The following is a 23814-nucleotide window of genomic DNA, read 5'->3' as shown; positions in this document are numbered from 1 at the left end:
AAGTGAAAATAAGTTAATTTCCGCTTCAACTGCCCATCCCCGTTTTGTTGAGTAATTATCTAATTAGTCTTTTGACTAGCATTTAAGTTAGCAAGTGATATATCTAAACTTCGCTGATTGAAATGAAGATCGATTACATAGGATAGCCTTAAAATTAATGATTCATTTAGTAAATATATTGCTAATACCTCTTTAGTCCATCCTATTCGAACAATACCAACACTAACCTGTTTATGAAGTCTTCGCGATAAAAGAGGTGTCATCTTATTGATTATGATGCGTGACTCATTGATTGCAACTGATACATTTGATAATAAGTCCCTTGCAAAGCAATTAGTTCATCATGGGTACCACGTTCAATAATACGGCCTTTATCTAAGACTAATATTTCATTTGCATCCTTAATGGTACTCAAACGGTGAGCAATCGCAATCGTTGTTCGTCCTTGGCGCATCTTTTGTAAACTATTTTGAATATATGTTTCCGTTTCAGTATCAATATTCGCTGTTGCCTCATCGAGAATTAATAGTTTTGGATGACGTGCCATGGTTCTAGCAAAGGAAATTAATTGTTTTTGACCACTAGAATAACTGGCACCCCGTTCAATGACTTTCTTATGATAACCTTTAGGATCCGTTTCGATAAAGGTGTCGGCATTAACAAATCGCGCCGCTGCTTTAATTTCTTCATCACTTATGGAGGTATCTAATAATCGAATATTACGCGCTACATCACCATAAAATAAAAATGAATCTTGCAATACTAGTCCTACTTGGTCTCTTAAGTGTTCATAACTAAACTCCCTTAAACTATGACCATCAATTAACACATCACCGGCATGGTATTCATAAAATCGCATTAACACATTGATAATAGAACTTTTACCACTACCTGTATGACCTACTAAAGCAACTGTTTCTCCAGGATTAACCGTAAAAGTAATATCCTTTAAGACATCTTGTTTGCCATCGTATGAAAAAGATACATTTTTAAATTCAACTTTTGCCTGATCAATTGTCGCTTCATCATTCACTAATTGTTCAGGTACTAACTCTGTATGATTCATGACCCGCAAAATACGTGAACTTGAAACCACTCCGTCTTGCATTTGGCTTAAGCTTTCCATCATCATGCCCATCGGTCTAAAGAAGGTCGTACTATATTGAGTAAAGGCATAAACAATCCCCACTTCAATCGTTCCGTCAAAAAATTGATTTCCTAAAACATAAAAGACAATAGCTAATGATATTGATTCTAATAACGCAATAAAAGGATTAAGCATTAATGCATGCATCGAAATCATTTTGCGACGTCCTCTATACTGTTCTTCGTTATCAATATCAAACTCATCAATCATCCGTTGTTCTTGTCTGAAATGTTGAACAACAGACATTCCTGTAATATTCTCATTCAATTTAGTATTTAATCGACTTAAATTTTCTCGTAAAGTACGATAAACGCGTGAACTATAAGATTGATAATACCAAATAACAGCTAACATTATCGGTAAGAAACCTAAGAAGATTAAGGCCATCTTCGGATTTAATATAAACATTCCTACAAAAACCGATGTAGCGGTGACAATCCCTTCAAATAACGAGAAGAAGACCACCCAAAAATCTTTTAATGTTTCGGTATCATTCGTAATTCTTGAGACAATAGAACCGGCTGGTGTTTGATCAAAATAACGCATTCCTAAGCCATTAATTTTGCGAAAAATTTTATTTCGTATCGATTCTACGGTCTTTTCAGAAGCCATACTAAATAAAAAAGAAGAATAGTAATTACTGATTGCTTGTATGACAATCAACAGTAAGTAAATTAAAGCAAATAATAAAGCTGTTTGTAAGGTACCACTAGTATTTCCTAAATACTTATCAATATATGTTTGAATGACACGCGGCATTGCAACTGTCACAATTGAAGAGACCGCACTAAAAATCATTGCTAATATAAATTGGCCTTTAAATTCAAAGGCGAACGCCATGATGCGACGAGAAACATCAATTTGTTCTTTTACGGGCATTTTACTAGCCCAATCTGATTTATAAGTTTCTTGTGCACTCATTCTGTCACCTCTTTCGACCATTCTTGTTCTAATTGTTGACGGTCAAACATTTCTTTATACCATCCACCTAAATTAATTAATTCATCATGTGTGCCTCTTTCTGAAATCGTTCCATTATCAATGACAATGATTTCATCGGCATGCATCACACTACTAATGCGATGAGCTGAAATAATCGTCGATTTATTTTGACGATTGGCTTTTATTGCATTTAAAATTTCTTCTTCGGTTCGAGCATCAACCGCAGATAATGAATCATCTAAAATAAGTAATTCCGGGTTCATCATCATCGCTCTGGCCATTGAAATACGTTGTTTTTGACCACCAGAAAGGGCTACTCCTCGTTCACCAACTAATGTATCATAGCCATTAGAAAAGCCTTCAATATCATCATGGACACTCGTCAATTTAGCTGCTGCTTCTACTTCCATTCGGGATGCTTGCGGGTCCGCAAAACGGATATTATCCCGAACGGTAGTTGAGAAAAGAAAATTATCTTGTGGCACAAAGCCTATGTTCGTTAATAAAGAATTTAATGAATACTCCTTAATATCATAACCATTAAAGCTAATATGACCATCATATTGATCATAGTCTCGCATTAATAATTTGAATATCGAAGACTTACCGGCACCTGTTTTCCCTACAATTCCCAGTGTTTGTCCTTGTTTAAGTGTAAAATGCACATCTTCTAATATCGGTTCTTGATCACCTGGATAGGTAAATTGATTAATATTAAATTCAATATCACCAGCAATTGGTGTTGTTATAGCATCTGTTGCTTCGACAATATGGGTTTCATTTTTTAATAAATTTTCAATCCGATTGTAGCTAACAGCTCCACGTTCTAATGTATTGAATAACCGTCCAATCGCAATCATCGGCCATCCCATGCGGGTTACATAATTTAGAAATGCCACTAATAAACCAACTGTTAATTCACCTTTAGAGACTAAATAACCACCATAAAAGACTGAAATAACCGAAGATAAGCCCATCACCGCTTGAATACTTGGTCTAAACAAAGCATCATAACGGTAGGCATTGCGGTTTTTTTCAACCACTTTTTTGGTATGATCTTCAAAGTCTGCAATATCGCGTTCTTCTTCACCAAAAGTCTTAATGACTTTCATTCCACTTATACTTTCTTGAACTTTATCATTCATGGATGAAAAAGCTTCTTGTGCATGTCTAAAATGATAATGAACCTTTTTACCATTAAAACGGATAATAACCGCTAATAATGGTAATGGTAAAATGGCTGCTAAACTCAAGCGCCAGTCAACTGCAAAAAACATCATGAAGATAGTCATTAAACCTTGTGAAATAGAGTCAAATAAAGTCAGTATCCCGCCACCAGCAACCATTCGCACCGTGGTAACATCAACCGTAGCATGGGCCATTAAATCACCTGTACGGTGTTGTTGAAAGAAAACTGAATCCATCTTAGTAAAATGAACAAATAAACGACGACGCAGGATTTTTTCTAATTTAGCCCCTGTTCCAAAAATATTCATTCGCCAAAAATAGCGCATAATATACTGGGCAATAGCAATAGCTAATAATATAGCAATCCAAATCCACAATTGATTGGTTGTTAACGTTTTGGCCGTCATGCCATCAATAATCGCTGCAATGACCATTGGCACTAATGTCGCTAAAATACTTACTAAAAATAACAATGAGACGCCGATAATGTATTGTTTCTTTTCTTGTTTAAAAAACCATCCTAATCTTGAAAATATCTCCAAAATACCACTCTCCTTATATCAATAATTAGTTTACCATTAAAATTTGATAAGTCAATCAGTTAACACTGTTAACCTATATCATGAGAACTGATTTTTCATATGTTTTAGTTAATAGTATTCTTCTCAATACAAATAAAAAAAGGAGTGGATAAAGTAAAAATCACCGGATTTTCACTTTTTATTCCCACTCTTATAAGTTTCTTTATTGATTAGCAATCGTATCGTGCTAAGCATCAAATCAGTCAAATGATTTTGCATGTTACCAGTGATTGGTCTAAACCGAGTCATTAAAACGCCGTTTGATCCTACTCACAATTTAGGGTGTAGCAGACGCAACCAAAATCAATCGCTATTCTACTGCTTGGCCATTCCCGCTGTTCAGTCACTTTTAACGATTTTCAGCCATTTGAATTAATTTATTTACTTCAAAAGCCGTTAAATCGCGTGAGTCGCCAGGTTGTAAACCTTTCAAGTCTAAAAAGGCATAACGTTCACGTTTTAACTTCATTACCGGATGGCCGACTGCTTCAAACATTCGTTTTACTTGGTGATTCCATCCTTCATGAATCGTTAATTGTACAATTGCTGTATTATTATCTTTATTAAAGTTAATTAATTCTGCTCTGGCTTTACTGGTTTTCTTACCATCAATAACGATGCCGCGTTCTAAACGTCTTAGCGCCTGAATATCCGGTATCCCATTGACTTTCGCAATATAGACTTTATCCATTTGCGAACTTGGGTGCATCATTAAATTCGCAAAGTCACCATCATTGGTTAATAATAGTAAGCCGGTTGTGTCATAGTCTAATCGACCTACAGGATAAATCCGTTCCTCGATTTGTGGTAATAAATCTACTACCACTGGACGACCTTTGTCGTCACTAACCGCACTAATATAAGATTTAGGTTTATACATTAAAATATACACTGGGTGTTCACGGTAAATCGGCACGCCATCGACTTCAATTTTATCATTGGCCGATACCTTGAATCCTAATTCAGTGACAACTGTCCCATTAACCGTTACGCGTCCTTCTTGAATAATAGTTTCACATTTACGACGACTATCTACCCCTGCGTGTGCCATTACTTTTTGTAGTCTTTCCATTAATCTGACTCCTCTTCGTCAAAATATTCAATTTCCCATTGTTTGGTTGAAAATAATGATTCATTGACCGGTTGACCATGCAAGGCCAGTGGTTCAATTTCCGGTAAATCTTCTAAAGTGGTTAAACCGAAATAATCCATAAAATAATCCGTCGTGCCATATAAAACTGGACGGCCTGGTGCTTCTACACGCCCCACTTCTTTAATTAAATCTCTTAATAACAATCGTTGTAACATACCACTGGATTGTACGCCACGAATCTCGTCAATCCCCATACGGGTAATCGGTTGACGATAGGCGATAATGGCTAAGGTTTCGATGGCTGCTCTTGATAGTTGTTGCGTAAGTGGTGACTGGGCAAATTTTTCGACATCGAATTCGAGTTCCTGCTTTGTAATTAAGCGATATTGCTGATTAAAGTTTACCAATTCAATCGGCGACTGCGCATCATGTTGTAAGTCCAATGATAATTGTTGCAGTGCATTGGTCACATCCGTTAAAGGAACTTCCAAAGCGTTAGCAAGTTGCTCTCTCGTTACTCCTTCATTGCCAGCAACAAATAAGATGCCATGAATTCTTTTAATTAATGATTCCAAAAAATTCCTCCTATTGTGCAACTGCCTTAATCGTAATCGGGGCGAGTGCTTCTTCTTGGTAAAAGACAATCGACTGCTTTCTCACCATTTCCAGTACCGCCATAAAAGTCGTAATAATTTCATGACGCGAATGGGAATTTAAAAGTGATGAAAATTTAATTTTTCCCCTTTGAGTTTGAATGATAGTACGTATTTCAGCAATTTTCTGTTCTACCGTTAGCGGATCATGTTCAATTTGTCTTTCTTTTGGAGCTCGTGCTAATTCACGTTGTAAGGCTAATGAAAAAGCATCCGCTAATTGTGCTAAGGATATTTCATTTTCTGGTAAAGGAATTGCGCTTTGATATTTTGATAAATCTTCCGCCGGTCTGGTGAATAAATGTGAACGATTAGCTTCTTTAATTTCTAAGGCAGTAGCCACTTGCTGAAATTGTTGATACATTAAGAGTTGTTGTACTAAGATTTCCCTAGGGTCACCTTCATATTCACTATCGATGTCTTCTATCGGCTCAATCGGTAACAACATCCGCGACTTGATTTCTAATAAAGTAGCAGCCATTACTAAATATTCTCCGGCTATATCTAATTCCAATTCTTGCATACTTTTAATATAGGCAATATATTGTTCCGTAATTTCAGTCATTGGAATATCATTTATATCTACTTTTAATTCTTTAATTAAATGCAAAAGCAAATCGAAAGGACCTTGAAATGCTTCTAACTCTAGTTTCAGTATTTCTTTGGTCATCTCGATTTACTCCTCTAACTTACTATTCTTGATTTTCCTCACGATATCGAATCGACCAATTTTTAACGATTTCACTCATCAAAATCGAACCCTGAATCGAGGCTTCAGGATATAAGTCTCTTAATTCGACATACATTTGATAGCCTAATCCTTCTGTCCGATAAGACGGTAATAGGGCAGCACGATGAATGGAAATTGCCATTTCAATCTCCTCAGATACGTTTTTATTAATTTCAACTACCATAACTCCGATGTAGTTGTCTGAGTCTTCTCCTTTATATAGAAAAATCTCATAATTAGGATTTTCTTTAATCGATTCAATGACCTCATGCTGCTCTGCCGATGTCATTGAATCATCAAATGTATATGACAATAATCCCCATACTATTTTTTCATTTTTATTTTTTGAACGTATAAGCATGTAATGCCTCTTTCCATAATTTTGAAGCACAAATGATTCCTTTCAAAGAGTTCTGTTCATTTGAACTTCGATTTTGTTAATTTAAATTGATATTAATTCGTTGTCTGAGATTCACTCAGGTTTTGCTATAGAACTCTTAATCACCGAAATATACTAACATTAAAAGACGAAAATTGCAAATCTTTCCTCAGAACAATCAGCTTTAAAAATGAAGATAGACGTTTAGTAAACCTCGATTCCCCACCTTAATCTAAGCGAGCGATGGTGCCGCGTAATAATTTTTTGAAATTAGGTTTCGCTTTTTGTGAATATTCCATCACTTCTTCATGATTTAAGCTTGCTTGCATACCTGCTGCATAATTAGTAATACATGAAATACCAATGACTTCCAAGCCACAGTGTTTTGCTACAATCACTTCCGGCACCGTTGACATCCCTACAGCATCCCCACCGATAGTACGTGCATAACGAATTTCCGCTGGTGTTTCGTAAGTTGGTCCTGTAAACCAAGTATAAACCCCTTCTTGTAAAGTAATCCCAATCTCTTGAGCCACTTCTTTTAGTAAAGCTTGCCCTCTTTTACTATAAGCTTCAGACATATCGACAAAACGTGGACCATGATCGTCAATATTCGCTCCAATTAAAGGATTTTCTCCGGTGATGTTTAATTGATCTGTAATGATCATTAAGTCCCCTGGCGTAAAGTTTTCATTCACTCCACCCGCTGCATTGGTTACAATCACTGTTTTACAGCCTAATTCTTTGAAAACACGCACGGGATAAGTGACGGTTTGTAAATCATAGCCTTCGTAATAATGAAAACGTCCTTGTAATGCAATAACTTTTTTACCTTCTAACTCACCGTATACCAATTGCCCCGCATGACCCGCAACTGTTGAAACAGGGAAATTGGGAATGTCTTCGTAAGGAATGACGATTTTGTTTTCAATCTCATCCGCTAATTCACCTAGCCCAGAACCTAAAATTAATGCGATTTGCGGCTCTACGATACCTTGTTTGATTAAATATTGAGTGGTTTCTGTAAACATATTATGCCTCCTAAATTAATTGAGATAAGAATGATTGGCCAAGTCCGGTTGATTCAACCTCGAAATTATCAGAAATGGTTGCTGCAATGTCTGCAAAGTGAGTCGCTTGTAATTCTTTTGGTTCCATTAATGACGGACTATAAACTAAAATTGGCACATACTCGCGAGTATGGTCGGTACCAGTAAAGGTTGGATCATTTCCATGGTCGGCAGTAATGATTAATAAGTCGTCTTCTTGCATTTTTTCATAAATTTCAGGAAGACGTGCATCAAATTCTTCTAACGCTTGGGCATAGCCTTCTGGGTTACGACGATGACCATAGACAGCATCAAAATCGACTAAGTTGGTAAAACTTAAGCCAGTAAAGTCTTGATCCATAACACGTAATAAGGTGTCAACACCATCCATATTATTTTGCGTACGATTGCTTTCAGTAATTCCTTTTTCATTATAAATATCAGCAATCTTACCAACTGAAACAACACTTTTTCCTGCATTTTTTAAGAAATCTAAAGTCGTATCCGAAAATGGACTCAACGCATAGTCATGACGATTTGCGGTCCGCACAAAATTACCTGGTTCCCCAACATAAGGACGCGCAATAATTCGGCCTAACATATAGGGATCTTCTAAAGTAATTTCACGAGCATACTCACAAATACGGTATAACTCTTCTAATGGTATCACTTCTTCATGAGCAGCTATTTGTAATACGGAGTCAGCAGAAGTATAAACAATTAAGTCCCCTGTTTCCATTTGATGTTTACCATAGTCTTCTAACACTTCTGTACCAGAGTATGGTAAATTACAAACAATTTTACGCCCAGAAAAAGCTTCAATTTTATCTAGTAATTCTTGAGGGAAACCATCAGGGAAAACACGAAAAGGAGTCTTAATATGTAATCCCATAATTTCCCAGTGACCTGTCATCGTATCTTTCCCTGCAGAAATTTCTTCTAATTTAGTCCAATATCCTTTCGTTTGATCAACTGGGGTCATTCCATGCAAGGGTTCGATATTGACTAAACCTAATTCAGTTAAATGAGGAAGTGCTAGTCCTGCAGTTTTGGCGATATTGCCTAAAGTATGAGCACCCACATCACCAAAATCTTTAGCATCTGGTGCTTCCCCGATTCCGACTGAATCCATTACAATGAGATGGATACGATTAAATTTTGTCATATAACTTCCTTCTTTCTTTAAAATGATTAATAATTACATTTGTTATCTAAATTAATAGTTATCTAATTTAATTTCGATAGGATGTCTATTAAGCGTTTGACCTGTTATCAAGAACGTGGAAAAGCTTTCCGATATACTTCTTGCAGACGTGTTTTAGAAATATGGGTATATATTTGAGTGGTAGAAATATCAGAATGTCCTAATAATTCTTGTACCATCCTTAAATCGGCTCCATGTTCTAATAAATGCGTCGCAAATGAATGCCGTAAAACATGTGGCGAAACGGCATCATTATCCAGTCCTATTTGCGCTACGTATTTCTTAATGTTTTTCCAAATACCTTGTCTAGTAAAAGGTTTACCGCGCTCAGTTAAAAAGACAATATCAGTTGGTTTCCCTTTACGTTGAAATGCGGGTCTAACTTCTTCAAAATAGCGTTGCATCCAATAGGTTGCTTCTTCACCTATCGGAACGATTCTTTCTTTATTGCCCTTACCAATCGTTCGGATAAAGCCTAACTCTAGATGACAATGTCGCATCGATAAATGGGTCAATTCACTCACTCTTAGGCCACTCGCGTACATCACTTCCAAAATAGCTCGATCACGAATCCCCCAAGCCGTACTTAAATCAGGAGCTTGTAATAAATCATCAATTTCATTAACCGTTAGTGCTTTAGGTAGACGTTTGGGCTTTTTAGCACTTTTAATCATGGTCATCGGCGATTGTTCGATGACCTTTTCGATTACCAAGTAATTAAAAAATTGTTTTAAACTGGATAACATGCGATTGGTTGAACTCGCTGAGTAATGTTCAGCTTTTAACTGTGCTAAAAAATTTTGGATTAAAGGTTTATTTAATTGTAACATCGTCTCAATGTTTTGTGCTTTAACAAACTCATTAAACTTTCGCAAGTCACGGCCATAACTTTCAATTGTATTACTAGAACGCGCCTGGTCTAATAATAAGTATCGCTTAAAATCTTCAATATAGGAACTTAACATTATAATTGATAAATTCCTTCATTTTTCTCTTGTCTGATTTTTTTATTTTTTAAAAGATTACCTATGGCGCGTTTAAATTGAGCTTTACTAATCCCTAATTGTGCTTGAATGGCTTCTGGGTCTGATTTATCATGCAAAGCTAAAAATCCATTAGGTGTTTTGTCTAAAATAGCTAAAATCATTTGCGCATCATCGGTGATCGCTTCATGAGCGCGCGGTCGCATAGAACCATTTAAAGAACCATCTCGTGCAACATTTACCACACGCACTGTGACTTCTTGCCCTAATCTTAATGTTTCAGTTTGTTCACTCTCATGAATGAAAACTCTAAATCCTTCTTCAGAAATGGCTAATGCCCCAGCTAATTTCACTTGATAGACTGTCACCTTTAATTCTTGATTCATTAATCGTTCAGGTGCTTTTTTAAATAATTGATTAAATTGTTCTACTTCAGCAAATTGTCCCCAAAAACGATTCTTATCATCTACAAAGAAAGTTAGATAAAGTTTATCACCTTTCTTCGGCCATAACTGTTTATTCTCTGGTAAATAATCCAGTGACATCACGACATCTTTTTCTTCTAATCCGACATCAATAAAAACACCTAAATCCTTACGCACACTGATGACGGTTCCCCAACCATAATATCCCGGCCGAATTAAAGGTAACTCTGTTTGCATCACTTTTTGGTTAAAGCGATTCTCATAAATCATCCCTTCAACCGTTTCTCCTAATGTATAAGTATCCTCGGTTGTTTTTTTATTTAATTCGAAGGTAATCCCTTCATACTGTGCATAATAAGCTTGTTCATTCTCATCAGTAATTTTACCGACGACGATTTGTCCATATTTCACTAACAACACCTCACATTCATTCAATATTTTAACATAATTCACTATAAAATGCTTTCAAAAACATTAATTTCTCTATGACTAATCTTATTCAAACCATCACTGATTTACTTTTTATCATAACTTTCATCTTGAAAAAAGCACTGCTTAAGTTCAACTCAAGCAGTACTTCATAAATTTAAGTATTATGTTATTACCTGTCATTCTACCCAATAGAGTGAAACAGGGCATCATCGTTGAATGACCAAATAACACTCCTTGAGAATTTATTTGTAACTACTCGATTATGTCAATCGCGACAGATTAATTAAACAAACTAATGTTTTTCACCTTATGTCTACTCTCAATTAACTCAACTATCCTTAAAATAAGCTTAATTGATCTTGGTCTGGTAAATGGTCTAAGACCCCATTTTCAGAAAGATATTCAATAATTGTTTTCGAAACTTTGCCACGTTTTTGTAAATCTTCTTTGGAAATAAATGGAGCTTCTGATCGTGCTTTAACGATCTGTTGGGCGACACTTAGACCTAAACCAGATACCGCATTGAATGGTGGTATGAGCGTATCTCCTTCAATTTTAAAGACATCAGCTTCTGATTTATCCACATCAATCATCGAAAATTTAAAGCCACGCTCCAGCATTTCATTGGCTAATTCCAGAACGGTTAGTAAGCTTTTTTCCTTCACTGAAGCATCAAAACCTTTTGCTTGAATTTCTCTAATCCGACGTTTAACCATCTCTTTTCCTTGATGCATCGCTACTAAATCGAAATCTTCAGCCCGAATTGAAAAATAGGCAGCATAATAATACATCGGATAGTGCACTTTAAAGTAGGCCACTCGTAAGGCCATCATAATATAGGCGGCCGCATGGGCTTTCGGGAACATATACTTAATCTTTAAGCAAGAATCAATATACCACTCTGGTACTTTGTTTTCACGCATCGTTTCTTGCCAATCATCTGGTATCCCTTTCCCTTTACGGACACTTTCCATAATCTTGAACGCTAAGCCATCTTCAATGCCATATTGCATTAAGGTCACCATAATATCATCACGACATCCGATTACTTTGGCTAGCGTCGTCGTTTTATTTTTGATTAGTTCCTGCGCGTTCCCTAACCAAACGTCGGTACCATGTGACAGCCCTGAAATTTGCAGTAATTCAGCAAAGGTCTTCGGTTTGGTTTCCGTTAACATCCCTCTAACAAAGAAAGTTCCGAATTCCGGTACGCCCAAAGTTCCTGTTTCCGAAAAAATTTGCTCACTCGTCACACCTAAAGCTTCCGGTCCACTAAATAAAGACATCACATCTGGGTCATTCATCGGAATGGTTTGGGGGTCAATGCCACTTAAATCTTGTAATTTACGAATCATTGTCGGATCATCGTGTCCTAATATATCGAGTTTTAAGACATTGTCATGAATCGAGTGGAAATCAAAATGGGTAGTACGCCATTCGGCTGATAAATCATCAGCTGGATATTGCACTGGGGTAAAATCGTAAACATCCATATAATCTGGAATAACAATAATCCCTCCCGGATGTTGACCAGTCGTTCTTTTTACACCTTCAATTCCTTTGGCTAAGCGTTCTTTTTCTGCTTGTGGCATATGTTCTCCGGTAGTTTCAAGATAACCTCTCACATAACCAAATGCGGTCTTTTCTGCAACAGTCGAAATGGTTCCGGCACGATAAACATAATCTTCACCAAATAATACTTTGGTATAAGCATGGGCACGTGGTTGATATTCACCAGAGAAGTTCAAATCAATATCGGGTACTTTATCACCATAGAATCCTAAGAAGGTCTCAAATGGAATGTCATGGCCATCTCGGTATAAAGGCTTGCCACACTTTGGACAGTCTTTCGGTGGTAAATCAAAACCTGACCCAACTTCCCCTTTAGTGAAGAATTCACTGAATTTACACTCTTTACAATAATAATGGGGTGCTAAAGGATTGACTTCAGTAATTCCTGTCATGGTTGCGACTAACGAAGAACCTACCGAACCCCGTGAACCAACTAAGTATCCATCTTCATTACTTTTATGAACCAGTTTTTGGGAAATTAAATAAATAACCGCAAAACCATTTGAAATTATCGAATTCAATTCTTTTTCAATACGTGCTTCAACAATTTCTGGCAATGGATCACCATATAATTCATGAGCTTTATCATAACTTAATCGACGGATTTCTTCATTACTTCCTGGAATATTAGGCGTAAATAGTTTATCTTTTATAACTTCGATCTCATCAATTGAATCAGCAATTTTTTGAGTATTGGTTACCACTAATTCTTTAGCCTTTTCACTACCTAAGAAGGCAAATTCCATCAACATTTCATCCGTCGTTCTAAAATGAACAGGTGGTAAAAATACTTGGCGATTAGCATTAATTTTCATCGATTTAATTAGAATTTCACGATAAATTGAATCTTTTTCATCTAAGTAATGAACATTACCAGTCGCAACAACGGGTATATTCTTTTCTTCACCTAAACGTACTAATTCACGCATAATATTTTCTAAATCGGCAACTGAACCTAATTGTTCTTGGTCGATTAAAGTTTGATAAACTGATTTTGGTTGAAGTTCAATATAATCATAAAAATCAACTAGCTCCGCAGTCTCATCATACCCTTTTTGCATCATCGTAGTGAAAATTTCACCTTCACTACAAGCCGTACCTACTAGTAAATTTTCACGGTATTTGACTAATAAACTTCGCGGTATCCGTGGTGTTCTAAAAAAATACTTAACATTGGATTCAGAAATGATTTTGAATAAATCTTTTAATCCATTTTGATTTTTCGCTAAGAGCGTCGCATGGAATGGGCGAGCATTTTTATAACTATCACCCTCACCTAATTGATCATTTAATTGCGAATGCAAGGTCATATTAAAATCATCTTTTGCTTGTTCCAATAATTTATACAAAATATAACCTGTTGTTTCCGAATCAAATACAGCTCGGTGATGTTGTTCTAAATTGATATTATAATGTTTTGCTAATGTATTTAAACGATGCGCCCGTAAGTGACTATTAACTAAACGTGATAACTCTAATGTATCAATGACAGGTTGCGTTGTCTCTTCAAGTCCCACACGAAGATAGCCCTTATTTAAGAAGCCCATATCAAAGCTCGCATTATGAGCGACTAAAATTGTATCTTTACTAAATTCATAAAATTTTTGTAAAACTTCGGCTTCCGGTGGTGCATCTTGCAACATCGCATCAGTAATACCGGTTAACTCTGTCGTAAAGGCAGAAAGCGGATGCCCAGGATTAATAAAGGCTTCAAACGTATCGATCACTTCTCCATTTTGCATTTTAACACCAGCTAATTCAATAATCTTATCGTAAACAGCCGAAAGTCCCGTTGTTTCCACGTCAAACACTACATAGGTAGCGGAATCCAACTCGATTGGTTGTGGATAATAAGCAATCGGTTCACCATCATTAACGACATAGGCTTCAATACCGTAGAGCACCTTAATATTATTCGCTTTTCCTGCTGAATAAGCTTCTGGAAAGGCTTGGGCTGCTCCATGATCGGTAATAGCAATAGCTGGATGCCCCCATTTAGCAGCCTGTTTAATAAAATCACTAACACTATTAGTAGCATCCATTTGACTCATATTCGAATGTAAATGCAATTCGACCCGTTTTTCTCCCTCTGGGGCACGATCAACCCTTTCGCTATGGGTAATATGACGAATACTACGCGGTCTAAAGTCTAATTCCGATGTAAAGTTATCCGGCACCATATCCCCTTCTAGACGTAACCAGTCCCCCTTATTATACAAGGTAAATGATTCTTTTTTAATACCGCGTCCACTCATTAATTTTACAGTTACCGAACTCGTATAGTCCGTGACTTTTAAAATCATTAATTGATTGCCAGAACGTAAATCTTTAATTTCTTTACTAAAGACATATCCTTCAATGACTTGTCTGAATTGATTATCAGGCAACTCTTTGATGGGGGTAATAATATTACTAGTAATGTCTTTACCGATTGGTTTAATATCACTATTATTAACAGGTACTTCGATACGCGTTTGTTGTTGACGCTTTTCAGCCATTTCCATAGCTTCTTTAAGATTTTTTTCATCTTCCAACATCTTACGTTCCATGACACTTAAACGTTCTGCTTCGTGCAATTTTTCATCAAAATAATATTCAATCTGAATATTATTAATTCCAACTCTTGATAAATGTTCCATTAATAACGCATGATATTGGTTTTGGATAACATCAATTTGTTGTTCCATTGCTAAAGCAACTTTAATTGTTCGACCATCCAATTGATGCTTAGCTGAACCTAAAAGTGTTTTAACGAATGGTTTTTCCATTGAAACGACACTTAAAACGGCCGTCCAATAATCTAAAATAGTTTCATCAGTCATTTGATCATGATCAAACTGCCACCAAACCTCCACTTTAGCAATAGCTGAAAAAGCCATGCGCAAATGGTGTATAAAAACATTATAAACATGTGGATGGAATCGTTCGGCACTTTTCAAATGAAAATGCCATTGATTTGATTGTGCTAAAATATCGACATGCTCAATAGCTGTTTGCGATAAAGCATCTAAAATATCTTCATCTTGCAATTGAATTTGATTTAACAAATGTTGAAATAATTCTGTCTTGTCCATCATTATCCTCCATTTCCACTAACATAAAGAAAAGGAGGCGGATAAAGTCACCTGCGTCACTTTATTGCCACCTCATCTTTTCTTGGCTTTTATATTTTATCAAACTATGCGATTAAAAGAAAGCTCTCATAATATCATTCCATGTCACTACAATCATCAAAATAAATAAGATTGCTACTCCAATTAAAGTAATAATGCCCTCTTTTTCTTGTGCTAGTGGTTTTCCTCTAATAGCTTCATAAATATTTAAGATAATTTTTCCGCCATCAAGTGCTGGTATAGGTAATAAATTCATAATACCTAAGTTTGCACTTAACATAGACATAAAGCTGATGACCGTTAAGCCGCCATATTGGACAACTGTATTCGTCATTTGTGCCATGGCTACCGGCCCACCAAATTGATTCACATCAAAACCACGCTTAAACATTCCTAAAATAGTAGAAATAACCATCGTAATCACAGCCCATGTTTGACTAAAGCCAAATAATAATCGACTCTTGATGCTCGTATCGTAAGAACGGATAATCCCAATTTGTCCAAATGTTTGCCCAGATTCCTCATCCTTAACTTCGCTAACGGTAATTTGACTCGTCTGGATCTGATTATCACGTTGATATTCGATAGGAATTGTTTTTCCAGGATTTTCTTGGATGGCCATCGCTAATTCATTCCAATTATTAATCGTTTGATCTCCAAATTTCGTTATCCGGTCTCCTGCTATTAAACCGGCTGTGTCTGCCGGGGAATCAGCACTTACCTCACCTATGATGGAAGTGTCTGACACAACACCTCCTGAAATTAAGGCAACAATCATAAATCCAACGATAGCTAAAATAAAGTTGTTCACTGGTCCGGCAATATTGGTCTTAATTTTATTCCAAGGCGTGGCACTTTCATAACGTGTCGCTCTTGGTGAAACCAAAACCTTAGTGCCATCGGCCTCGGTAATAAAAGCATTTGGATCTACTTGATAAGTAACCATCGTTTCTTGTCCAATGGGAAGTGCTCGTATCATCATCTTATCGATTAATTCTGCTTCATCTACTTGTACCGGTAATTCCTCAGGGCCATTTTTATCGGAAAGATTAATACCAGTTACAATGTTTTGTTCATTGAGGATTAATCCTACTTGCATCCCCGGTTCGATCCCGTCTTCTTCATTTAAACCTGCTAAGCGCACGTAACCTCCTAATGGCAACATTCGCACAGTATAAGTCGTACCGGATTTATCTTGTTTGGCAAACAATTTAGGACCCATACCTAAAGCAAATTCCCGCACTCGAATCCCGGCTTTTTTGGCACAATAATAATGCCCAAATTCATGATATACAACAATAATTGAAAATATCAGTAAAAATATGACAATTGTTTTTAACATTTAAAACACCTTTTCTTAATGAATATGCTTCTTATTATAGCATAACTCCAATCTCTTATTGAAGTGACTGGGCAAACAGTTTAAAAAATCCATTTGGCTCAATATGTTGATTTTATAGCGCAGTGGTTGAGTGGACTCAAACTTCGTCTTAAAAAGACTGAAAATAAACTTAATAAATTCAATCAAGCAATTACTTGATAATTCAAAGCGCAGTGGTTGACTGGGGGTGTGCCGACGAAGCAAAAATCATTTAATTTTCTATTTCTGGCCCGCTCACAACTTTGCTAGGATGAACAAACGAAGCGAAAATTATTCGATTTTCTACTCCACGCCCACTCCCTAAAACCTCACTCATCCAAATTATAATAGTGAATGTAATCCGTCTAATTACAGACAAGATTCCCTTCCTTATCAATACTCAGAATGGGTTTAGCCAAAATATTTAACACGATTCAGAATTATTTAGCTGGACGTCCTTGATTCCGTCTCATTGAACGTGCTTGCTTTTTAGCTGTTTGACGTCTTTGTTCTTTAATTTGAATATCTAGCTTTTTCTTATAGCCAGGTTTAACTTTACGTTTTTTATTTTTAGCAATCATGCCTTTGATTACCGAATCATCCGTATCTTTTTTAGTATCTTGGCGTTTTTGACGGCGATTACGCATTTTGGCTGGTCTGATTTCACCTTTTACTAGCTCAACTTCAGTAAATTCAATACCTTTTTTCTCTAACTGGATAATCGCTTGATCATCATCTGGTGTCACAAAGGTATAAGCAGTCCCAGCAATATTATTACGTCCTGTTCGTCCTACACGATGAACAAAGAACTCTAATTCCTTAGGTACTTCAGTATTAATCACCATTGAAACTCCAGGTATATCAATCCCTCTAGCAGCTAAGTCGCTTGCTACTACAAATTGATAGTCCAAATCTCGAACTTGTTTCATTAGGCGTTTACGCTCGCGCGGTGGGATTCCACCATGAATCAAAGCTACTTTTAAGCCTTGTTCTTTTAGATAATCAGCCACTTCATCAGCATATTGTCTAGTATTACAAAAGACTAACGCTAAGTAAGGATGTCCCATCGTTAATAATTGATAAACTAATTCACGACGATCTTGCCCTTTCGTATTGATTAAATAATTTTGAATTTCTTCAGCTAATACTTGTTTTGGCTCAATTTTAATCTGTTTAGGGCTGGTCACATATTTATTTAAAAAGACCGATAATTGCTGAGGTATGGTAGCTGAAAAGACCATTAATTGTAACTCTTGGGGCATTCTCGAAGCAATTTCATCGATAATCGATAAAAAGCCTAGATCCATCGTCATATCGGCTTCATCAACAACCATAATCTTAGTTGTTTGAACCCATAAGGCATTGGCTGACATGAGGTCAAAAATACGACCAGGGGTTCCGATAACAATATGTGGTTGACGATTGTTAAGCTTTTCAATTTGACGATCCTTATCAGTACCACCGACATAATTATTTACAACAATTTCTTCTGGTGCATCTTTGACCAATTGTCGCGTCACATCATATAATTGATTCGCTAACTCACGACTGGGAGCGGTAATAACGACTTGCACACTTGCCTCTTGAGGATCGATTTGATTGACAATCGGTACTAAAAAACTATGTGTTTTACCTGAACCAGTCTGAGATTGAACGATTAAGTTTTCACCTGCTAAAGCCGGTTTTAAAACTTCTTCTTGAACAGCCGTTAAATTTTCAAATTGTAATTCTGATAATGCTTTCTGGATAAACGGCTGTAAATTTAATTCTTTAAATGTTGTCATTGTTTTCTCCTTCTTGTTAGAACATACAAATAAATTGTATCATATTAGGAGTTGTATCTCACTACTAAAATAATAAAAAGTCAGGCTTGAGTCTTTTAAAAAGTTAATCCTTTTAATGCCTCAAAACCTAACTTAGTCATTTGTATTATCTATTTAATTACTCAGCAACTGTTGTCTCTTCAGCGGCTTCGTCTTCAGCAGCAGCTCCTTCTGCTTCTGTTTCTTCTGATTCGCCTTCAGCTGTCGTTTCTTCTGATTCGCCTTCAGCTGTCGTTTCTTCGGCTGCTTCTTCAGCGGCTTTAGCACTTTCTTCAGCTGCTTCAATTGCAGCCATTAATTCATCTAAGGCTGGTTTTAAATCTTCATCTTTAATTTCTACGCCTTTTTCTTTAATGAATTTACCAACAATGTTATAAGCTAAATTAGAATCGTTGTATTTACTATCTAAATACTGTTGTTTCACTTCATCTTTTACTTCATCATAAGGTTTCTTCTCACCATTATTGATAACATTGATAACATGGTATCCATATTGTGATTTAACAGGTTCTGGCACTAATTCTCCACTAGCAACTGATTTAACAGCTTCTTCAAACTCAGGCACCATTTGTCCAACTGAGAATTCACCTAAATTACCACCATCTGCTGATGAGCTATCAGTTGATAATTCTTTCGCTAAATCTTCAAATTTTTCACCGTTATTTAAACGTTCAATAACTGAGTTAGCTTCTTCTTCTGTTTCTACTAAAATATGTTGTGCTTCCATTTTTGGCGCATAATCACTTTCGTAGTAAGCTTTAATTGCTTCTTCTGAAGTATCTACATTTTTACCAATAACTTCTTGGAATAAGTTACGAATATAAACAGACTCTCTAAAATCATCAATTGAACCTAAGTTTTGATAAGCTAATAATTGTTGGAAAACTTGTTCACCACCAGAACTTTCAATTTGTGCGTTTACTTCTTCGTCAGCAGATTTCTTCAATGCCTCAGCGTCATCTACATTTTGAGTTAACACATTTTGAATAATCATACTGCGTAAAGTAGCAGTACCAGCTTTCGCTTTTAACTCTGCATAAAAATCATCTAACGAAATAGTTTCGTCACCGATAGTTGCAATGACTTCAGATTGACTATCAGCAGTTGCTTCTGTGTTTTCATTCGCTTTTGTAGGAGTGCAACCTGCTAATAAGAACATTACTGCCGATCCAGTCACTACTTTTACTAAACTTTTTTCATTATAAATAAAACTCCTTCATTGACTTAAAGTGTATAACAAGATAACTATAACATATTTTGTGGTCTTATGGTACTTTTTCAAGAAAAATACTAATTTTCTGATGCATTTGCTAGATTGTTCATATTTTCTTCTAAATTATCTTTCAATGTCTCGATTCTTCTTCGAATGCGATTAATACGTGGTTGATTATTTTCCATAAAATGTTTAATATCACCTTGTAATTCTTCAACCAATGCCTGAGTCTTTTGGACACCATCATTTTTTACTTGATCAACAACAGTATTCAAATGATCTACTTTAAATTTCAAGTCGGTCACATCGCTTTGAGTTTGCTCTTTAAATTCCTTCAATTGCGTACGTGTTTCGGAACCTTTTCGTGGTGCATTGAGTAGACCAATGGCTGCTCCTATCACAGCACCCCAAAATAAGCCGGACCTAAAAGTTTGTTTCATTATTCAGTCACCTCACTAATCCCTTGCGTAATTTGGTCAGCTAAAGATGCTAGCTGTTCTTTCGATACATCATCCATATGATTAGTAAATGTCAAACCAAAGCCATCTTTTTCACCATAACGTGGAATGAGATGCCAATGTGAATGAAACACCGTTTGGTAAGCTGCCTCGCGATTGTTATTTAAAATATTTAAACCTAACATATCTGGAAATGCTTTATCTAATCCTTTCGCAATTTTTGGTAAACGTGACAACACATCCCCCGCTAATGTTGGTGAATAATCAAAAATATCTTGCACATGTTCTTTCGGAACTAATAATGTATGACCAGGAGTTGTTTGAGAAATATCTAAAAAGGCATACACCAAATCATCTTCATAGACCTTTACAGAAGGAATTTCTCCATTTATTATTTTACAAAAAATACAATCAGTCATTTATAAAACCTCCATTCTAATTGAAATAAGTATAACAAATTTAAAATAGTGAAGCAAAAAATTGATAATATACTAACACTACTAAAAAGATACCCGCTAGATAAACAATCGTAAAATAAGGTTTACGAATTTTATGGCGAAAAAGAAATATTCCCACTAATCCTCCAAGTCCACCGCCAAAAAACCCCATGGCTAATAAGGTCTGCTCTGAAATCCTTTGCGCCTTATTAATAGCCATCCATTTATCCCAAAGCATCGCGAACAGCGAACTGACATTTAGAATAATTAAATATACAATGAAAAAAGTTTGAGCATTTAAATGGTTAATAAAGTAGTCGAACAAGTTATTTGTTAGTAAAATGATGTTTTCCAATTGATTTCCTCTCTTTACTAATGAAATTAATCTATTATGCCAGAATCTTTTTGGGCTTAAAAGTCCATATGGACAATCAGCATCATCGAGTATGGTAATTTATTTGCAACAAATTTTCTATTAGTAACCCGTTATTAAAATTACTTTTTAATAAAAGCTCTATACCATTCAGTGCGAATAAACTGAGTAATATTGCTCACCTAAACTATTTGATCAAAACTCCTAATAACAAAAAAACTCGACTATTAGTCTAATAACTAATTAATCGAGTAAATCTGAATCATATTGATTTATACCGCTAATTTTGCTAAGCGATCAGGTCTAAAACCAAAGAATGGTTCTTCGCCTTCAATTTCTACTACTGGTAAAGATTGGAAGCCCATTTCCTTAATTTTATTTAATGCTTCTTCATTTTCATAAACATCAATCATTGTATATTCTACAGAATTATCTTCTAAGAATTTTTTGGTAAAATTACATTGCATACAATTTGGTTTTGAATAAACAGTTACAGTTTTCATAATCCACTCTCTTTCCGTCGATTTGATTATCGACTGATTGTCAATGACTATATACTACCCTATCTTTACTGCTATTGCAACTATATATTGTGTTTAATTTTTACTTGAACACTAAATATAGTGTTTTTAGTGAGGTTTGGCTGCTTATCAAAATTAACAATACTAAATTTCATACATTTTAAATTTTCCAAAAGCGATTAGAACAGGCTCAAAAATTAAACTAAATGTAATTCTAATAATTCTATTTTGTAAGGTGTTAACTTGTCTTAACTAAGTTATTTATTGATTAAAAAATAGGGAGTGAATCAGAAGTAGAAAATCGAATGATTTTCGCTTCGTTTATTCACCGCACTTAACCAATGCGCTATAAACTAACAAGCACTAAGTTGACTAAATTAATCAAGTTTAAGCCAGTCTCTTAAAGATGAATTGTTAAATGATTAATTACATATCCTTAATATTTTTAATCACGATAAAAAAACATATTTTATTAAATAAACCATTCTGGTGGAACACTATTAACAGGTATATCTTTTGTTTGATAATATTTTGCCGGTATTCCAACAGCAGTCACATTTTGAGGTACTGACTTTAACACCACAGCACCGGCACCTACTTTAGCACCTTGTCCAATAGTAATATTTCCTAAAACCGTTGCGCCTGCCCCTAAGATCACATCTGATTCAACAGTAGGGTGACGTTTAATCCCTTTCTCTTTACCGGTTCCGCCTAAAGTTACACCATGGAAAATCGTTACACGATTGCCAATGATGGCCGTTTCACCTATTACGACTCCGGTACCATGGTCAATAAATAGATGATGCCCAATTTGAGCACCTGGATGAATATCGATACCAGTCTTAGTTTTGGCTCTTTCGGAGACCCAACGAGCTAAAAATAAATGCTGACGTCGATATAACCAATGACTCAAGGTATGATATCGTCTAGCTTTTATGCCTGGAAATAATAGAAAAGCTTGTATCACACTAGTACAAGAAGGATCTTGTTGATAAGCCCATTTGGCTTCCTCCCACCAAAACTTAAATAATTTAAGCATTAAACAACCCTGCAGATAAGTAACGTTCACCTGTATCTGGTAAAACGGTCACCACTGTTTTTCCATATCCTAATTCTTTTGCTAATTCTGTAGCCGCAAAGACATTAGCACCTGATGAGATACCCACTAACAATCCTGCTGTTTTAGCCAATGATTTTGTTGATTCAATCGCATCTTCATTAGAAACTGTATAAACACGATCTACAACTTCAGCTTTATAATTATCAGGTACAAAATTTGCCCCAATTCCTTGAATTTTATGAGGGCCTGCATGCCCTTCGCTTAACATTGGTGAAGCAATCGGTTCAACCGCCCAAACAATCGTCTCAGCATTTGCTTCCTTTAAAGTAAATCCTGTACCCGAAACAGTACCACCGGTCCCCACACCAGCCACAAAACCGTCTACTTGTTCTAAGTCTTTTAAGATTTCTTTACCGGTTGTTTCTCGATGTGCTTTAATATTCGCTTCATTAGTGAATTGTCCAAAAATAGGCGCCGATAATTCCTCAGCTAAAGCTTCTGCTTTGGCAGTAGCCCCCTTCATTCCTTCTGAACCAGGAGTTAATACTAGATCCGCCCCATAAGCCGCCATTAAGTTTCGACGTTCAATCGTCATAGTTTCTGGCATTACTAAAATAACTTTGATTCCTAATGCAGCACCCATCATAGCTAAAGCGACTCCAGTATTTCCACTAGTTGCCTCAATAATAGTGCCACCCGCTTTTAAGACTTCTTTATCTAATAAATCTTGTAAAATAAATTTCGCAGCACGATCTTTAATACTTGCACTTGGGTTGAAACTTTCTACTTTAACATAAATATCAGCACGATCTTGATTTGGATTAGCTAACTTTACTAAAGGTGTATTTCCTACTGTTTCGATAATGTTCTCAAATAACATATAAAATTTCCTCCTAATAAAACCCAATACTTTTCGAATATTATCTAAGTAATAATTGGATTATCAATAATTCATAAGAAGTATTATGCCATATCTCTTTATGATTATAAAGCAAAATGCTTGTTAAAATGTCTTGTTTTTATAACCGATAAGATAATCGCTATACCTGCTAATACTGCTCCAATCAATAAGAACATA

The 23814-nt window shown here is 35.8% G+C and carries 20 protein-coding genes; all 20 read right to left on the bottom strand.

The features are described from left to right. Nucleotides 1-271: 271 nt before the first annotated feature. The 20 genes from LB888_RS10335 to cysK all read right to left on the bottom strand — a co-directional run bounded on the left by LB888_RS10335 (nt 272) and on the right by cysK (nt 23616). The gene (locus LB888_RS10335; protein WP_318752856.1) at nt 272-2068 is read right to left on the bottom strand and encodes an ABC transporter ATP-binding protein; all 1797 of its coding nucleotides are present in this window, start codon (nt 2066-2068) and stop codon (nt 272-274) included. Continuing rightward, nucleotides 2065-3819: an ABC transporter ATP-binding protein gene (locus LB888_RS10330; protein WP_318752855.1), complete on the bottom strand. Its 1755-nt coding sequence runs from the start codon at nt 3817-3819 to the stop codon at nt 2065-2067. Before LB888_RS10330 ends, LB888_RS10335 begins: the two co-directional genes overlap by 4 nt. A gap of 388 nt (nt 3820-4207) precedes the next feature. After that, nucleotides 4208-4930, bottom strand: coding sequence for a pseudouridine synthase (locus tag LB888_RS10325; RefSeq protein WP_318752854.1), 723 nt, complete (start codon nt 4928-4930; stop codon nt 4208-4210). Then, the gene (gene scpB / locus LB888_RS10320; protein WP_276649936.1) at nt 4930-5526 is read right to left on the bottom strand and encodes an SMC-Scp complex subunit ScpB; all 597 of its coding nucleotides are present in this window, start codon (nt 5524-5526) and stop codon (nt 4930-4932) included. Before scpB ends, LB888_RS10325 begins: the two co-directional genes overlap by 1 nt. Before the next feature lie 10 nt (nt 5527-5536). After that, the gene (locus LB888_RS10315) at nt 5537-6274 is read right to left on the bottom strand and encodes a segregation and condensation protein A (protein WP_078755562.1); all 738 of its coding nucleotides are present in this window, start codon (nt 6272-6274) and stop codon (nt 5537-5539) included. A gap of 22 nt (nt 6275-6296) precedes the next feature. Continuing rightward, nucleotides 6297-6695 (bottom strand): hypothetical protein, encoded by a 399-nt coding sequence (locus tag LB888_RS10310; RefSeq protein WP_318752853.1) that lies wholly within the window; start codon nt 6693-6695, stop codon nt 6297-6299. A 245-nt stretch (nt 6696-6940) separates the two neighbouring features. Continuing rightward, a complete protein-coding gene (locus LB888_RS10305; protein ID WP_078755560.1) occupies nt 6941-7744 on the bottom strand; it encodes a purine-nucleoside phosphorylase in 804 nt (267 codons plus the stop codon). 10 nt (nt 7745-7754) lie between these two features. Further along, nucleotides 7755-8927: a phosphopentomutase gene (deoB, locus tag LB888_RS10300; protein ID WP_318752852.1), complete on the bottom strand. Its 1173-nt coding sequence runs from the start codon at nt 8925-8927 to the stop codon at nt 7755-7757. A gap of 107 nt (nt 8928-9034) precedes the next feature. Further along, on the bottom strand, nt 9035-9931 hold the full coding sequence (gene xerD / locus LB888_RS10295; protein ID WP_318752851.1) for a site-specific tyrosine recombinase XerD: 897 nt from the start codon (nt 9929-9931) through the stop codon (nt 9035-9037). Next, nucleotides 9931-10785 carry a S1 RNA-binding domain-containing protein gene (locus LB888_RS10290; RefSeq protein ID WP_318752850.1) on the bottom strand — a complete coding sequence of 285 codons (855 nt, stop codon included), beginning with the start codon at nt 10783-10785 and terminating at the stop codon, nt 9931-9933. Before LB888_RS10290 ends, xerD begins: the two co-directional genes overlap by 1 nt. Before the next feature lie 359 nt (nt 10786-11144). Next, the gene (locus LB888_RS10285) at nt 11145-15455 is read right to left on the bottom strand and encodes a PolC-type DNA polymerase III (RefSeq protein ID WP_318752849.1); all 4311 of its coding nucleotides are present in this window, start codon (nt 15453-15455) and stop codon (nt 11145-11147) included. Nucleotides 15456-15564: 109 nt separating this feature from the next. Beyond that, nucleotides 15565-16833 (bottom strand): RIP metalloprotease RseP, encoded by a 1269-nt coding sequence (rseP, locus tag LB888_RS10280; protein ID WP_318752848.1) that lies wholly within the window; start codon nt 16831-16833, stop codon nt 15565-15567. A 458-nt stretch (nt 16834-17291) separates the two neighbouring features. Beyond that, nucleotides 17292-18635, bottom strand: a complete 1344-nt coding sequence (locus LB888_RS10275) for a DEAD/DEAH box helicase (RefSeq protein WP_318752847.1) — start codon at nt 18633-18635, stop codon at nt 17292-17294. Nucleotides 18636-18792: 157 nt separating this feature from the next. Further along, entirely contained in the window at nt 18793-19833 is a 1041-nt protein-coding gene (locus tag LB888_RS10270) for a peptidylprolyl isomerase (protein ID WP_318752846.1), read from the bottom strand. Nucleotides 19834-19964: 131 nt separating this feature from the next. Beyond that, the gene (locus tag LB888_RS10265) at nt 19965-20327 is read right to left on the bottom strand and encodes a YtxH domain-containing protein (protein ID WP_318752845.1); all 363 of its coding nucleotides are present in this window, start codon (nt 20325-20327) and stop codon (nt 19965-19967) included. Then, a complete protein-coding gene (locus LB888_RS10260; RefSeq protein WP_318752844.1) occupies nt 20327-20764 on the bottom strand; it encodes an HIT family protein in 438 nt (145 codons plus the stop codon). Before LB888_RS10260 ends, LB888_RS10265 begins: the two co-directional genes overlap by 1 nt. 40 nt (nt 20765-20804) lie before the next feature. After that, nucleotides 20805-21137, bottom strand: coding sequence for a DUF1294 domain-containing protein (locus tag LB888_RS10255; RefSeq protein ID WP_318752843.1), 333 nt, complete (start codon nt 21135-21137; stop codon nt 20805-20807). A gap of 290 nt (nt 21138-21427) precedes the next feature. Continuing rightward, complete coding sequence (gene nrdH, locus LB888_RS10250) at nt 21428-21658, bottom strand: glutaredoxin-like protein NrdH (RefSeq protein ID WP_276648906.1); 231 nt, start codon at nt 21656-21658, stop codon at nt 21428-21430. A gap of 490 nt (nt 21659-22148) precedes the next feature. Next, entirely contained in the window at nt 22149-22715 is a 567-nt protein-coding gene (gene epsC / locus LB888_RS10245) for a serine O-acetyltransferase EpsC (protein ID WP_318752842.1), read from the bottom strand. Next, complete coding sequence (cysK, locus tag LB888_RS10240; protein ID WP_318752841.1) at nt 22708-23616, bottom strand: cysteine synthase A; 909 nt, start codon at nt 23614-23616, stop codon at nt 22708-22710. The genes epsC and cysK overlap by 8 nt, the downstream gene beginning before the upstream one ends. Nucleotides 23617-23814: the final 198 nt, after the last annotated feature.

Origin of the sequence: Globicatella sp. PHS-GS-PNBC-21-1553, from assembly GCF_033564055.1 — a bacterium.
GTDB lineage: Bacteria > Bacillota > Bacilli > Lactobacillales > Aerococcaceae > Globicatella > Globicatella sulfidifaciens.
This window is presented reverse-complemented; position numbering and strand designations above follow the sequence as displayed.

Coding starts and splice junctions, on each gene's coding strand:
- LB888_RS10335 (WP_318752856.1), bottom strand. CDS start 2,068: ATGAGTGCACAAGAAACTTATAAATCAGATTGGGCTAGTAAAATGCCC.
- LB888_RS10325 (WP_318752854.1), bottom strand. CDS start 4,930: ATGGAAAGACTACAAAAAGTAATGGCACACGCAGGGGTAGATAGTCGT.
- LB888_RS10315 (WP_078755562.1), bottom strand. CDS start 6,274: ATGACCAAAGAAATACTGAAACTAGAGTTAGAAGCATTTCAAGGTCCT.
- LB888_RS10310 (WP_318752853.1), bottom strand. CDS start 6,695: ATGCTTATACGTTCAAAAAATAAAAATGAAAAAATAGTATGGGGATTA.
- LB888_RS10305 (WP_078755560.1), bottom strand. CDS start 7,744: ATGTTTACAGAAACCACTCAATATTTAATCAAACAAGGTATCGTAGAG.
- deoB (WP_318752852.1), bottom strand. CDS start 8,927: ATGACAAAATTTAATCGTATCCATCTCATTGTAATGGATTCAGTCGGA.
- xerD (WP_318752851.1), bottom strand. CDS start 9,931: ATGTTAAGTTCCTATATTGAAGATTTTAAGCGATACTTATTATTAGAC.
- LB888_RS10285 (WP_318752849.1), bottom strand. CDS start 15,455: ATGATGGACAAGACAGAATTATTTCAACATTTGTTAAATCAAATTCAA.
- rseP (WP_318752848.1), bottom strand. CDS start 16,833: ATGTTAAAAACAATTGTCATATTTTTACTGATATTTTCAATTATTGTT.
- LB888_RS10275 (WP_318752847.1), bottom strand. CDS start 18,635: ATGACAACATTTAAAGAATTAAATTTACAGCCGTTTATCCAGAAAGCA.
- LB888_RS10270 (WP_318752846.1), bottom strand. CDS start 19,833: ATGTTCTTATTAGCAGGTTGCACTCCTACAAAAGCGAATGAAAACACA.
- LB888_RS10265 (WP_318752845.1), bottom strand. CDS start 20,327: ATGAAACAAACTTTTAGGTCCGGCTTATTTTGGGGTGCTGTGATAGGA.
- LB888_RS10260 (WP_318752844.1), bottom strand. CDS start 20,764: ATGACTGATTGTATTTTTTGTAAAATAATAAATGGAGAAATTCCTTCT.
- nrdH (WP_276648906.1), bottom strand. CDS start 21,658: ATGAAAACTGTAACTGTTTATTCAAAACCAAATTGTATGCAATGTAAT.
- epsC (WP_318752842.1), bottom strand. CDS start 22,715: ATGCTTAAATTATTTAAGTTTTGGTGGGAGGAAGCCAAATGGGCTTAT.
- cysK (WP_318752841.1), bottom strand. CDS start 23,616: ATGTTATTTGAGAACATTATCGAAACAGTAGGAAATACACCTTTAGTA.